This window comes from Thermanaerovibrio velox DSM 12556, from assembly GCF_000237825.1.
Taxonomy (GTDB): domain Bacteria; phylum Synergistota; class Synergistia; order Synergistales; family Synergistaceae; genus Thermanaerovibrio; species Thermanaerovibrio velox.
Genome location: NZ_CM001377.1, coordinates 1,163,307 through 1,177,095, shown reverse-complemented (window position 1 = coordinate 1,177,095; position 13,789 = coordinate 1,163,307). Strand labels below are relative to the sequence as shown.

Sequence of the window (13,789 nt, the reverse complement as noted above, 5' to 3'; positions counted from 1 at the left end):
TAAAAGGAGGGTCTTCCCTTGGCGGTGGACAAGATGTGGGATGTTCTGCGTTTTCTTAGGACCCCCCAGAAGGAGGAGGAGCCTCAGGGGGTTGGGGAATCCTCGTTGCCCCCGGAGGAGGCTAAGCATCGTATAGATTCCAAGCTTGAGGAGGCACTTAAGGCGGCGGAGGAGCTGGTGGACCGTTACGCCCCTGCCCAGGGTGGAGATTCTTTGGGGCAAGGGGCTTCAAATTTGGTAGGGGCCTTGGGGGATGCCCCCGTCAGCTCTGCGGAGGAGGGGATATTGCTGCCCCCTCCCGATGAGGTCCAGTCGTTCCCCCTGCCCCCGGTGGGGGTGCCTTCTGAGGGGCTCGAGATGATACCGGTTGACCGTATAAGGCCGAACCCGTATCAGCCCCGGTTGATGCTGGATGAGGAGGAGATACGGGAGCTTGCGGACTCCATAAGGCAGGTTGGGGTCCTCCAGCCATTGCTGGTCCGGCCGGTGGAGAACGGTTACGAGCTGGTGGCGGGAGAGCGCAGGCTTCGGGCTGCCAGGGAGGCGGGGCTTGAGAGGGTTCCGGCCTTGATAGTGGAGGTGGATCCCCACTCCCAGCAGCTGCTGGCCTTGGTGGAGAACCTTCAGAGGAAGAACCTCTCTGCGGTGGAGGAGGCTCGGTGCCTGCAGGACCTTTTGGAGAAGACCGGCTGGAGCCAGGGGGAGCTTGCCAAGCGGTTGGGAAGGTCCCAGGCTGCGGTGGCCAACAAGATAAGGCTGCTTAAGTTGGATCCCGAGGTGCAGGAGCTGGTGGTGTCGGGCCGGCTGAGCGAGCGTCACGCGAGATCGCTGCTCTCGGTGCCCCTTGAGGAGCAGCGGGATCTTGCTTACCGGGTGATCGAGGAGGAGCTCAACGTTCGGGACCTGGAGCGGATAGTGGGGCTTAAAACCGGGGGGGAGCAGAAGGCCCAGAAGAAGCGGGTTGCCCATAGGGATGAGCAGGAGTCCCAGGCTGCGGCGGGACCTGCCGGTGACCTGCTCCGGGAGTTGGCAGCGTTGGTGAGCAAGCACAGAACCGGGGTCTTCCTGCCCAATGGCAGGTCAAGGAGCTTGCCCAGAGCGTCATGGTGGTGGAGATAGTGGTGGACATGAAGGAGGCAATGCTCGATGACTCCAAGGGTTAGGTTATCGGGAAGCCTTGAGGCCGGTGGATCTGCTTCATCCGACTTGATAGGGGCTTCCGCGGGGGGGCTCGTGCCCCCTGGTCTCTTCCTGCTCCTGGGGGGGATAACCCTTGGCATCCCCAACCTGGTCTTCTCCGGGTTCCTGTTTTACGATCCCCTCCATCTGCTCAAGTGGATTGTGACCATGGTGCCGGTGGCGGTGCTTTCCGTGGTGGCCGGCTGGTCCGTTATGAGGCGGGGGCCCGAGAGGTCCGGTTTCATGGTTGATACCTTGGGGTGCATGTGGCTTTTGGTGATCCTTTGGGCGTCGGTGCAGCCCCTTTTTGGGGGCATCAAATCGCTGCCCACGTTCATTCGTGAGTGGTTTGCCCTGGGAGGTCTTGTGGCGTTCTACTTCGTGGCCTATAACGCCTTCCGGGGGGAGGGGGATCTTAGGGTTTTCCTGTGGCTTGCCATAGTGAACTGCGGGCTTAACGTGGTTTTTGCGGAGGTCCAGACCCGGTTGAGCCAGGTCCCCTTCTCGTTCATATTGAACGCCCCGGGCAACTACGTGGGTAACACCGCCCAGCAGGAGATGTTCGGGCTTTGGTCCGCCATGGCTTGTTTCTGCGGCGTTTACCTTCACGTGTCACATTCGGAGGTTCCCCCGAGGCGCAGGTGGATGGAGCCGTTGAACTTGGCTTTGCTTGCGCTTAACGGTTGGGGGTTTTGGAACTCCACCGCTAGGGGCGGGATAGTTTCGTTTATTGCTGGGGTGGTTGTCCTGGCCTTAATGGTGGTTAGGAACTTCCCGGCCAGGAGGTCCGTCCTTTTGCGGAGGATGGGTATAGGTGTTTTGGTTATGGGGCTGATGTTGGCCGCAACCCTTGGGGCTGGGCACATGGGGTTAAGCCGTTCCCAGGCGCTTTTAAACAAGGCTGCGGACATGGTTGAGAACCCCACCAGCCTGGCGGGGCGCATTGGGATATGGCGCAGCAGCTGGGAGGTCTTCAAGTTTCATCCCATTAAGGGGGTGGGGCTTGGGCAGTTTAAGCTGCACTACCTGGCGGGTCAGAGGCTGATGTTCGACCGTTACCCCGACGGGCTTTGGCAGTACACCCTTTGGGCGCACAACGAATACCTTCAGTGGCTGGCGGAGTTCGGCGTCATAGGGGGAGTTCTCTTGGCCTTGGCCATGGCTTGGTGGCTTAGGGGCTTCTTCTGGTCGCTGTTGAAGGGTGACGAGGTGCCGTTGTACTGTGCTTGGGCTTGCGGGATGGCGTTCATAGTGGCCACGGATGCGCTGTTCAGCCGCCCGTTTCACCGGGTGGAGAACGTGATATGGCTTGCCTTTGCCCTTGCGGTTTCTGCGAGGACGCTTTTGCCTCGGGAGTCCTGGTTCAACGGGATCAGGAACCAGTGGGTCACCAGGGTTTTTGGGGCTGCCTGGATGGTGGTTGCCCTGTTGGGACTTACGTACCTGGCGGACGGTTATGTGGGGGATCGAATGCTTCTGCTCGCCAGCAAGATGAATGATCCTAACTCCAAGCTTGTATATGTCAACAAGGCGGTAAGCCACATCATGACCCGGGAGGAGGCGGAGGAGCAGCGGGGGTACTACTTCTTGGCGCTTGGGCGTTATCTCAAGGACCCGGTGGTCTTCCGCAAGGGGGCTGACATACTGTACCAGGCGTTTCTCCATAGGCCTGATACCAAGAAGCTCTTCGAGCTCATAAACGCCTACGGCATGCTGAGGGACAAGGACAAGGTGATGGAGTTGGTCTATTACCTAAAGCCCGGCACTTACCAGCTTCACTTCTAGCGGTGTAGGCCTGGGGCTTTGTGTTAAGTGTAAGTGGGGGCTCTCTTGGGGGGCCCCTTTGGTTTTTTATGTCCCGTTTTATGGTAATTTGGGTGGTGAGATAGACTGGGGCTTTTCCTTGGGGGTATAGATGTGTCCTTTTGGCAGGATATAGGGGAGCTTAACTGGCAGCTTATACTGGCTTTGGTGCTGATAAGTGCCGTTGTGGCCTATGTGGGCGACGTGCTTGGCATGCGGGTGGGCAAGAAGAGGGTGTCCCTGTTTGGGTTGAGGCCGAGGCACACCTCATCGGTCATAACCACGGTGACCGGTGTGCTGATAACCCTCAGCACCCTTGTGGTTTTGGGTTTTGCTTCCTCCACGGTTCGAAGTGCCCTTTTGGGCATGAAGATAATAAACCGTCAGATGCAGGAGCTTAACGTCAAGCTGGAGGATAGCCGGCGGGAGCTTTCCGAGTCCCAGGGCAGGCTTTTCGAGAGTCACAAGGCCATGGACTCGATGGTTTCGCGTCTTAAGGAGACGGAGTCCCGTCTCGTTTCCGCTTCGGGTGAGCTGGAGATGGTGAGGCGAAAGTACGACGGGCTTGTTGCGAAGACCGTGGAGCTAGCGGACAAGAAGTCCCAGCTTGAGGGTCAGTTGCGGGATCTTCGCTCCCAGCGGGACAGGCTTATGGCGGAGGTGGCGGATCTCCGGCTGAAAAGGGATGCCCTGGAGAAGGAGCTGCAGCAGATGCGGTCTGGCCGGATAATGGTCTTTGCTGGGGAGCTGCTATACCAGGTCTCTTGGGATGGGAGGGGAGATCCTGGTGAAGCGGTTTCGACCCTTTTAAACCGGGCGAGGGCCAGTTTAGCCCTTAGGTTTGGGCTGAAGCCCGAGGCGGTTATCCTAAGGCTGGATCCACAGGAAGAAGCCAAGGTTCTCGGGGTCCTGCGGGAGGGGGGTGGCGGCAGGAGGGTTTTGAGGCTTTTTGCGTCCTCCAACGCCACTATCGGCGAGGCCCTGGACTGTTCGGTGAAGGTCTACAGGAGCGTCTTGGTGGTTCGGGACGGAGAGGTCCTGGCGGCTGAGCGTTTTGAGAGGGCCTTGAACCCTTCCGATGCGGAGCAGGTTTTGTACGGCATTCTTAAAGAGGTGAACCAGCGGGTGGTGAGCCGGGGTTTGCTTAAGGACCCCTTGAGCGGCACTGTTGGAGGGGTTACGGCGGCGGAGTTCTTCGATGCGGTGGAGCGCATGTCAGGGGCTAGCGGGCCGTTCCAGGTGACCGTGGTGGCTAAGGGGGATGCTTATACAGAGGGGCCCTTGGAGGTCACCATAAGGGTGGAGAGGTAGCTTTTGGGGGGTGTTTCAGGGGTGCTCATAGTGGGGTGTCAGAACTGCGGGCGCATCATGGTTTTGGCGGGGGCATCGGATCCGTCGGGGTCGGCACGGGTGGCCTTCACCTGCAGATCCTGCGGGGCGGGGCAGGTGCTTCAGCTCAACGTGTCATCCAGCGCTGAGGGAAGGGATCTTAAGGAGATGGTTCTTGGCATGGCTATTCCTAGTTCCTGCCCCATGTGATCCAGGCGGGAGGGGTATGTTTTGTCCGTTCTCGGGGACTATGTAACCTATGATAGCAAGGAGTCCGTAAGGCCCGAGGAGCTTCAGGAGCTTTACCGGTTCACCCATTGGGGGAAGAGCAGGACCCTGGAGCAGATAGAGCGGATGCTGCAGGGGACCAGCATGTGTTTCTCCATGAGGTACGAGGGGAGGCTGGTGGCGTTTTGTCGGTTTATAACCGACTTCGTCTTCCGGGGTACCCTGTGGGATATACTGGTGCACCCGGATCATCAGGGCAAGGGGGTTGGGAGCGCCCTTTTGGACTACGTTTTGGGGCACCCGGTGGTAAGCCCCATTCCGCTCATCATAACTTACAGCAGCGACTTATCGTCGTTCCTGATAAGGAAGGGTTTTGAGCGTCGGGAGGGTGCCGTGGTGTTGATAAAGAGGCCAATAGAGTACACTTGATTTCAGTCTTGGGGCTTGGTTGATGGGTGGGTTTGTGGTATAACCCCATCGTCCCCTTTAATGAAGAGGGGTAATAATTCTTGGAGGTGTGTTTGTTGAGCAAAGAGAGGTTCCTTTTTACGTCCGAGTCGGTGACGGAGGGGCACCCCGACAAACTCGCGGACCAGATCTCCGACGGCATCTTGGATGCCATATTGGAGAAGGATCCGATGGGCCGGGTTGCCTGCGAGACCTTGGTTACCACTGGCCTTGTGGTTGTGGCGGGGGAGATAAGTACCAGCTGTTACGTGGACATCCCCAGGCTTGCTAGGGAGATAGTGAAGGAGATAGGTTATACCAGGGCGAAGTACGGTTTTGACGGGGATACCTGTGCGGTGGTTACTTCGATAGATGATCAGTCTCCGGACATAGCCCAGGGGGTAGACAGGGCGCTGGAGATAAGGGAGTCCCACATGACCGACAGTCAGATAGACGCCATAGGAGCAGGGGATCAGGGGATGATGTTCGGTTACGCCTGTGACGAGACCGAGGAGCTCATGCCTGCCCCGATCTCCCTGGCCCACAAGTTGGCCCGGCGTCTTGCCATGGTGAGGAAGCAGCGGATACTTCCGTACCTCAGGCCGGACGGCAAGACCCAGGTGACTCTGGAGTACGTGGACGGCAAGCCCGTGCGGGTGGACACCATAGTGGTTAGCACCCAGCATCATCCGGCGGTGGACGCATCTCAGATAGAGGCTGACGTGGTGGAGCACGTTATATATCCTGTTATACCCGCTCATCTGATGGAGAGGAAGCCCAGGATACTGGTTAACCCCACCGGGCGTTTCGTCCTTGGTGGGCCGTTGGCGGATACGGGGCTTACGGGGCGAAAGATAATAGTTGACACCTATGGCGGCATGGTACCTCACGGGGGCGGAGCTTTCTCCGGGAAGGACCCCACCAAGGTGGACCGTTCGGCGGCCTACATGGCTCGGTACGCTGCCAAGAACGTGGTGGCTGCGGGGCTTGCCAAGGCCTGTCAGATCCAGGTGGCTTACGCCATAGGTGTGGCCCATCCGGTCTCCATAATGGTGGACACCTTTGGCAGCGGTGTCATATCCGATGAGGCCCTTACCCAGCTTATCCGGGAGCACTTTGACTTCAGGCCCGGGGCCATAATAAGGGATCTCGACCTGAGAAAACCTCAGTACAGGAGGCTTGCGGCTTACGGCCACATGGGGCGGATGGATCTAGATCCCCTGCCCGCCTGGGAGAGGACCGACCGGGCGGAAGTCCTTCGTAAGGCTGCGGAGCGGGTTTGATCGTGGGATCGGGGGCCTTGGGCCCCCTTTTTTCTTTGTTTAAGGGGCTTCTTCACCTGTTCCTCCCCGCCAGCTGTCCTGTCTGCGGCGCCCTGGGGGAGGTGCTCTGTTCGGCTTGCGGGGACGGTTTATTGAGTTCCTGCGGTTCCTCCAGGATCCTCCTGCCCGGCGGGGCGGTGGAGGTTTTGTATGGGGGGACGCACGAGGGTGTTTTAAGGGATGTGGTTCACCTATTTAAGTACCGGGGATGTTCGTCCCTGGCCTTTCATGTGGGGGTGGCGCTTGGCAGGCGTTTTGCTCCTTTGGGCCGGTGTATCGTGCCGATACCCCTTCACGTTGGAAGTCCCAGGGGATACAACCAGTCCCTTTTATTGGCCCAGGGGCTGTCCAGCGTCTGGGGGATTTCGGTGGAGGACCATCTGGTTTGGCGGGCTAAGGTGGCGTCCCAGGTCAAGTCGAAGGAGCGGCGGATACCTGAGGGGGCGATAGGTTGGTCCGGTCCCCGGGGATTGGATGAGGTTGTCCTGGTGGACGATGTCTTGACCACCGGGGGGACATTGGGAGCCGCTGCGGAGGCCTTGAACGAGGCGGGCTGTTCGGTGGTCGGGGTGGCGGTCTTGAGCCTTTCAAAGGCCTTTGAGGGCGGAGGGAAGGGACATGGGCAGCTCTAGTGCCTCCGTTTGAGGGGTGAGCGAATTGGGAGAGTTGGATCTTATATCCTGTGTCATGTGTGGTAAGGCCTTTGCAGCCCCCAGGGGAAGCGCCCCCTTTTGCCCCGTGTGCAAGGACGAGGCGGTGAGGTTGTACTTGGTGATCCGGGCCATGCTGCGGGACTTCCCCTCCCTTAGGTTGTCGGTTAGGGATGCGTCGGAGCTTCTTGGGGTCCCGGAGGAGGTGGTCAAGGCCCTTTTCGCATGGGATTATTCTTCCCCGGTGTCCGGGACGGATGGTTCTTGCCCCATGTGCGGGGAGAGGTCCAATTTGGGAGGCCTTTGCGACCGTTGCAGGGCTTACGTCAGGCACAGGATGATGATTTCGGATCATTAAAGTTGAGTTTAGCTACTAAAGATTCTCCGGTTGGGTTCCGATAAGTTCGTTGAGGACCTTGGGATCCAGGAAGAGGGGAGATCTTGAGATGATAGATCGCATAGACAGGATATACGGCGGCCATCCGGTGGACCGTAAGTCCCGTAGGGCTTATTCCGGCGTCCCCGAGGGGGGCGGGAAGGACCATGTGGAGGTAAGTTCCTTTGGCAAGGAGCTTGCGTCGGTGGTCAAGGAGATGCAAAAGTTGCCGGACCTAAGGGTCGATAAGGTAGAGGAGGTTCGCTCCAGGGTTGAGGCGGGTTCTTACCGGCCAAATCTGGATGTGTTGGCGGAGCGTCTCCTCAAGGCTGGGGTTACGAGGGGTGTGTAGCCGTTGAGCTTCCCTGAGCTTGTGAAGACCCTTGAGATGCAGGATGAAGTTTTAGGACAGTTGGGGGATCTTCTTATAAAGCAGAGGGAGGCGCTCAGGGATGGGCGCCTTCAAGTTTTGCAGGACCTCTTCAAGGAGATGCAGTTTTTGTCCGTGAAGGCCCAGGCGTTGGAGGGAAAGCGCAGCAGGCTTTGTGCCGCCTTGGCTTCAGAGTTGGGGTGTGAGCCCGTGATCTCCGAGATGTGTGAGCGATTGAGCTTGGAGGATGGGGAGCTTCTCAGGGCCAGGGGCAGGTCTTTGGCCAACCGTGTGGGGCTGCTGAGGTCTGAGATGAAGCTGCTGGAGATGCTCATGGACGAGGCAAGGATGCTCAACGAGATGATGATAAGCGAATGGCGCAGGATGCGGGCTCCTTTTGATGACGCCGGGGGCTTTAGCGCCAGGATATAGGGGGGAAGGGCTTTGCTCAACAGCTTCTTCGGGTTTGAGATGGGCAGGAGGGCCATGGACTACTTCAGGCGGGGCATGGAGGTGGCGGGGCACAACATGTCCAACGCCCACGTGGAGGGTTATTCCCGTCAGAGGGTTGAGGCGTCTGCCAGCGATCCTTTCACGGACCCCGGTCTTGCCCGTCCAGCGGTGCCGGGTCAGATAGGCACGGGGGTTCAGACCGATGCTATAAGGCGTCTTCGTGATCTCTTCTTGGATGCCCAGTACCGGGAGGAGGTTTGCGTCAAGGGCTACTGGGACACGGTGCTGAAGGCCATAAGCCAGACGGAGACCTACGTCAACGAGCCTGGGGGCAAGGGGTTCCAGGCCTCCATGAACGACTTTTGGGCGGCCCTTCAGGAGGTATCCAAGAGGCCGGACAACAGCGCCACCCGGGAGAACCTGGTGCAGAACGCCAAGAACGTGGTGGTTTTCCTTCAGCAGCTTAAGACCAACTATGATCAGTACAGGACGGCGCTGAACAAGGAGGTTCGCCTTAAGGTGGAGGAGGCGAACTCCCTCATAGATCAGATAGCCCAGCTCAATGGGGTGATAGAGGAGATAAAGGGGGTAGGGGGGAACCCCAACGACCTTTTGGACCGTAGGGACCTTTTGGTGGAGAAGCTCTCCAGGATGATAGACTGCACCGTAGGCAGCCCTTGTTTGGACGAGGCCGACGGGGACTACAAGATTGATCTGGGGGGTAAACTATTGGTGCAGGGCACCAAGACCAGGCACTTGGTGCTCGTGCCGGTGGCGGGGAACCAGGGTTTTTTCGACGTGCAGGTGGAGGACAACCAGTTCCAGCACGTGTCAGACCCCACCGTGGCGGTGGCGATAATAGAGCAGAGGATGCCCGAGTCGGTGGTATCCCTGGAGGTTCAGCGTTTGGCGAACGAGAAGCGTTGGGAGCTGGGGCGCGGGAACGCGATGCTTTCGGTGACCGATAAGGACGCCGCCATCGGGTTGAGGGGCAGTTTTGCCCTTCAGGTCTCCTCGTCCGGGGTGGTTAAGAGCACCGCTTCTTTCCCTGCCTCCGGGGGCAATCCCGTGGGGACGGTTTTGATACCCCCTTCCAGCGGTTCTGCCTCGTATAGGTTCAGGGTTGCGGCGGGTTCCTTTGAGTCGCTGGTGTCGGTGGTGTGGAATAGCGGAACTTCCCAATGGGACATATCGGACAACCTGGGCAACAGCGCCTCCACCGCGGGAGGGCTTTTGAACCTTTCGGATCTAAACTCCTTCTTTTCAGCCAACTACGGCTCTGCTTTCATCTCCTCGGTTTCGTCTGGCGGAGATCAGCTGACCCTGTCGAGCGTTGACAGGCACCTCATTGCCATATCGGATGTTCAGGGTGACCTGGCGCGTCATATGGGGTTGACGGGTAGCTCGCCGGCGGTCACCATAGAGGTGACGGAAGGGGATTCTCTCACCACCATAGCCAACAAGATAAACGCCGCTTACTCCAGCGATCTTGCCGCCAAGATCCCGCCCGAGCTTACCACCAATCCGCCTGGCACTGCTCCGTCGAAGCCGGAGCAGTGGCTTAGGTGTCTTGTGGAGCAGGACGGCACCACCGGTAACTACTATCTCAAGCTTCAGAGCGACCTGGTCGGGGAGGCCTACAGGATAAACGTCTTGGGAGGCAGCGACTGTGGGACCGGCCAGGGGGGAAGCCTCTACATGGCCCGTAAGCTGGGATTTGTGAACGCCGATGACTCGACCAGCGTGGCAGCCTACTCCGAGGACGCTTACTTTAAGTTCGAGGGCAGGGAGTATTTGTCCTCCACCAATTCCTTCAAGGACGCCAGGTCCTTGTCCGCTTCGGACCTTTGGTCCGCCTCCTCCGCCACGGAGGTCTACAAGGGGCTTAGGCTGGAGCTCAAGGGGGTTGGCCTTACCCAGATCCAGTGCCGCCATCACGTAAAGGGTGGCGAGATCCGGGGTTTGCTGGAGTCAAGGGACGATTTTCTCCTGGCCCAGACGGACTGGTTCGACGAGATAGTGTATGGCCTGGTCACGGAGTTTAACGCTCTTCATTACTCGGGGCACGGGGCTGGGGATTACATAAACACCACTGGCATAGAGTTCTTCACCCCCGTAACCGGCAAGTATGGGGCCTCCGGCAGCTTCTCGTTGAACCCCCTGTTGGAGGCCCGGTCGTCGTTGATAGCCGCCTACAGCGGGGATGGTAAGGGCAAGGCTCAGGGGGCGGCGGGTAACTCCTCTGGGGATGGTACAGTGGCCCTTAAGCTGGCCCAGTTAAAGCAGTCCAAGGTTTTGAACGGCCGTTCCTCGGACTTCAACTCCTACTACGAGAGCTTCATAGCCGAGCTTGGTGCGGCGGGCCAGCGGGCCACCACCATGGCCAAGAACCAGAAGGCCTTGGTGGACCAGATAGAGACCCAGAGGCAGTCGGTGATGGGGGTGAACCTGGACGAGGAGATGATGGACATAATAAAGTTCCAGCAGGCCTTTAACGGCATGGCCCGTTACATAACCACCATAGACGAGATGTTGGACAAGATAATAAACGGCATGGGCCGGGTGGGCCTGTAGGGGGTGTGAAGGATGCTTCAGCGGGTAACCAACAGCATGATGCACGGGATGTTGCTTTCGGACATGCAGAATAACCTGGCCAGGATGCTGGAGATACAGAAGCAGTTGGCCACCCAGAAGAAGTTCTCAAGGCCTTCCGACAACCCCATAGACGTAACCAGGTCCTTGGCCATGGACACCACCATAACGGAGAACGTCCAGTACCAGAGGAACCTGGACGACGCGCTTACGTGGCTTAAGAACACCGAGACCGCCTTTGATCAGATAACCAGTGTGTACCAGCAGGTGAGGCAGCTTGCGGTGTACGCCGGGGACGGCGGGCTGGTGGATGTGGACATGGGGGCCATAGCGGAGCAGCTGTATCAGCTTCAGGAGGAAATGAGGAACGCCGCCAACTACGAGGTTGAAGGGCGTTTCCTCCTGTCCGGGCTTTCGACCGGCGTAAGACCCTTCGTTCGGGATGAGAGGGGAAGGGTTATCTACCAGGGCAGCAACATGCCAGTCTACTTTGAGATGGAGCGCCAGCAGTTAGGCCGGGTTTCCTTTACCGGACGGGACCTTTTTCAGATGGACGACAAGAGGTATGTAATAACCGGGTTTGACGTGCCCTTGGACTTCTCCTGGAAGGGTAGGGACGAGATAATCCAGCTTCAGGTGGGGGATCAGGTCGTCAAGGCCAGGCTCCCCGAGAAGTGGAAGGATGAGAAGCTGGACAACGTGGCGGACAGCACTGACTATGACCGTTTCAGAGAGGCCCAGGAGCTGGAGGGTTACAGCCTTGACGACATAGCCAAGGCCCTTAACGACAGCATAGAGATGGGGGACCTTAAGCGGCTGGTGTCCGTTTCGGTGGAGAAGGACGTTTCCAAGGGGGTTCAGCGGTTGGTGGTGCGGAGCCACAACGGCCTTCCAGTGAGGCTTACGACGTGGCCTGAGACCGACATCCCCAACCTCTCCCAGGGCATCAAGGGCAGTGGTGTCCCCTTGGGGTTCACCGCCGATGCTGTTTCTGCCATGTCGGTGGACTTTGGAGGAGGGGTTGCCTACCCGGTGGATGTGGTGGGTAAGACGGTTGCCCAGATAGCGGATGAGCTTATGAAGGTCCCGGGCATATGGGCGGCCCGCAAGACCGACGGGGTTAGCGAGTGGCTGGATGTGGTCAGTCGTGACCCTTCTAAGTCCTTCAGCCTCAAGCTGGACGGCAACGTTCAGAACCTCTTTGGAGGGGTTGATGCGGTCACGTCCTCCGAGGTAAGGAAGAACTCGGATCACAGCCACGTGGACTTGGCGAGGCTTCTTGGGATGGAGACGTCGTTGAAGTCCATGGAGGTTGGTGTCTCTTGGAGCCAGGATACCACCTCGTCTCCCCTGCACTGGAAGTTCGTCTCCGGATCGAACAAGGGGGAGCTTTTCATAAACGGTGATCCGAACCTCACCATGGAGGAGCTTGCCCAGAGGATCACCGCCGTCGCGGGGGATTGGTTGGAGGCGGTGGTTGAGACCGACGAGCCTGACGGCACTTATCCGAGCCCGGATCCTTTGGACAACAGCGGGTCTAACGCCGAGGGGGCCACCAAGCGCCTCATATTGAGGACCCGGGACGGTTCTCCTCTTGTGCTCTATGATGGGGAGAAGGCGGGGGCGAACTACGCCGTCCAGCTGGGGGTGGACACGTCCATTAGGGGCAGCGGTCCCGTGGTGTACCCCTCCGACGGGGTGGGGAGCTTCGACGAGAACATGCCCGCCATGATGGAGGTGACCGTGGGGGACAACACTTACACGGTAAAGCTTTGTCGGCTTCAGCATGACACGGGGGAGAAGATAGCGGAGGCCATCGTTTCCCAGGTTAACCAGCAGGCGGGGGAGGTGCTGCTTGGGGTTGACAAGCTGTCATCCTCGTCCGACGACTTCGCCATCCTTTCCCTCAGCGGCCAGCCGGTCAGGATATCAGACCGGGGCTACGGTGATCCCGCCTATAGATCCTACACCGGTGGTTTGGCGATCCAGCTCGGTGTTGCGACGGGGATATCCGGGGGCGCTGTGGCGGGGAACCTGACGGCCGGTTCGGACGGCACTCTGAGGATATCCTCCCTGGGCAGGTCCGTGGACGTGCCGGTGTTGGCCGCGGACAACGTGAAGAGCCTCCTTGACCGGGTGGTGGAGCTGGCGGGGGATTGGCTCAACGTGGCCTACTACGACCCGGCGGTGGCGAACCCCCCTGGAGCGGGTCCTGTTAGGTTCTCCATATCATCCAAGGACGGTTCTCCGGTGTCCATATTTGATGTCTCCGGGTCCGCCGCTTCCACGTTTAACATGGGCACCGCCCTTGAGGGTTCCGCTTTGGCCGCGTGGACCCCGGTGGCGGGGGACGTGTTGACCCTGCATGTCAACGGGATGAGTCACAGCATCGACCTTTACGATGAGAGCGCTGGCCAGCCCATAGTGTCCAGCTTGGACGAGCTGGCGGAGCTCATAAACGCTCGATTCCAGGGGCAGGATATAAGGGCCCATGCAGTGGATCAGGGTGGTGGGAGCAAGAAGCTGGTGTTAACCTCCCCAAGGGGTTACGTGGTGACCGTTGATGAAAGCGTCATGAATGCCGCCACCAGGCTTGGTCTTACCAGCGGCCCCACTTGGACCGCCTCGTCCCCCAATAGGGGAGGCAGTGGGCCTTTCAACCAGGTGCAGCAGGTGAGAACCCTTGGGAACCAGTCTAAGCAGGACTTCTTCGGGGTGATGGACGATCTCATAAACGCCGTTAAGAATCAGGACAGGCGGGGGATATCGGACTACCTTCTGGGCAAGGTCACCAAATGGGGGGACAACCTGCTCAGGTGCCGCACCGAGTGCGGGGCCCTGGTGAACCGTTACGAGAACACCCAGGGCAGGCTCAAGCAGAACAACGTTAACCTGACGGATCTCCAGAGCAAGATATCCGATGTGGACCTTGCGGAGGCCGCCACCCAGTTTCAGATGTCCCAGGCGGTTTATCAAGCCAGCCTCGCGGTCATAGCCCGGATAGTTCAGCCCACTCTCGTGGACTTTTTGAGGTGATGGA

The 13,789-nt window shown here is 58.9% G+C and carries 12 protein-coding genes; all 12 read left to right on the top strand.

All coding sequences use genetic code 11. The features are described 5' to 3' along the window. Nucleotides 1-24 precede the first annotated feature (24 nt). The gene (locus THEVEDRAFT_RS09165; RefSeq protein ID WP_245522775.1) at nucleotides 25-1,119 is read left to right on the top strand and encodes a ParB/RepB/Spo0J family partition protein; all 1,095 of its coding nucleotides are present in this window, start codon (nucleotides 25-27) and stop codon (nucleotides 1,117-1,119) included. A gap of 27 nt (nucleotides 1,120-1,146) precedes the next feature. Further along, nucleotides 1,147-2,964 carry an O-antigen ligase family protein gene (locus tag THEVEDRAFT_RS05685; protein WP_006583759.1) on the top strand — a complete coding sequence of 606 codons (1,818 nt, stop codon included), beginning with the start codon at nucleotides 1,147-1,149 and terminating at the stop codon, nucleotides 2,962-2,964. 132 nt (nucleotides 2,965-3,096) lie between these two features. Then, nucleotides 3,097-4,293 carry a DUF3084 domain-containing protein gene (locus THEVEDRAFT_RS05680; RefSeq protein ID WP_006583758.1) on the top strand — a complete coding sequence of 399 codons (1,197 nt, stop codon included), beginning with the start codon at nucleotides 3,097-3,099 and terminating at the stop codon, nucleotides 4,291-4,293. Between the two features lie 3 nt (nucleotides 4,294-4,296). Continuing rightward, entirely contained in the window at nucleotides 4,297-4,521 is a 225-nt protein-coding gene (locus THEVEDRAFT_RS05675; RefSeq protein ID WP_006583757.1) for a hypothetical protein, read from the top strand. Between the two features lie 21 nt (nucleotides 4,522-4,542). Continuing rightward, nucleotides 4,543-4,968: a GNAT family N-acetyltransferase gene (locus tag THEVEDRAFT_RS05670; protein WP_006583756.1), complete on the top strand. Its 426-nt coding sequence runs from the start codon at nucleotides 4,543-4,545 to the stop codon at nucleotides 4,966-4,968. A 95-nt stretch (nucleotides 4,969-5,063) separates the two neighbouring features. Further along, nucleotides 5,064-6,269: a methionine adenosyltransferase gene (gene metK / locus THEVEDRAFT_RS05665; protein ID WP_040825352.1), complete on the top strand. Its 1,206-nt coding sequence runs from the start codon at nucleotides 5,064-5,066 to the stop codon at nucleotides 6,267-6,269. Between the two features lie 35 nt (nucleotides 6,270-6,304). Continuing rightward, nucleotides 6,305-6,940: a ComF family protein gene (locus THEVEDRAFT_RS05660; protein WP_245522611.1), complete on the top strand. Its 636-nt coding sequence runs from the start codon at nucleotides 6,305-6,307 to the stop codon at nucleotides 6,938-6,940. A gap of 16 nt (nucleotides 6,941-6,956) precedes the next feature. Beyond that, nucleotides 6,957-7,316 (top strand): hypothetical protein, encoded by a 360-nt coding sequence (locus tag THEVEDRAFT_RS05655; protein WP_156787124.1) that lies wholly within the window; start codon nucleotides 6,957-6,959, stop codon nucleotides 7,314-7,316. 88 nt (nucleotides 7,317-7,404) lie between these two features. Continuing rightward, nucleotides 7,405-7,686: a flagellar biosynthesis anti-sigma factor FlgM gene (gene flgM / locus THEVEDRAFT_RS05650; RefSeq protein ID WP_006583752.1), complete on the top strand. Its 282-nt coding sequence runs from the start codon at nucleotides 7,405-7,407 to the stop codon at nucleotides 7,684-7,686. Nucleotides 7,687-7,689: 3 nt separating this feature from the next. Then, nucleotides 7,690-8,136: a flagellar export chaperone FlgN gene (gene flgN, locus THEVEDRAFT_RS05645; RefSeq protein WP_006583751.1), complete on the top strand. Its 447-nt coding sequence runs from the start codon at nucleotides 7,690-7,692 to the stop codon at nucleotides 8,134-8,136. A gap of 12 nt (nucleotides 8,137-8,148) precedes the next feature. Further along, entirely contained in the window at nucleotides 8,149-10,731 is a 2,583-nt protein-coding gene (gene flgK, locus THEVEDRAFT_RS05640; RefSeq protein WP_006583750.1) for a flagellar hook-associated protein FlgK, read from the top strand. A 12-nt stretch (nucleotides 10,732-10,743) separates the two neighbouring features. Continuing rightward, on the top strand, nucleotides 10,744-13,785 hold the full coding sequence (flgL, locus tag THEVEDRAFT_RS05635; protein WP_006583749.1) for a flagellar hook-associated protein FlgL: 3,042 nt from the start codon (nucleotides 10,744-10,746) through the stop codon (nucleotides 13,783-13,785). The last annotated feature ends 4 nt before the right edge of the window (nucleotides 13,786-13,789 follow it).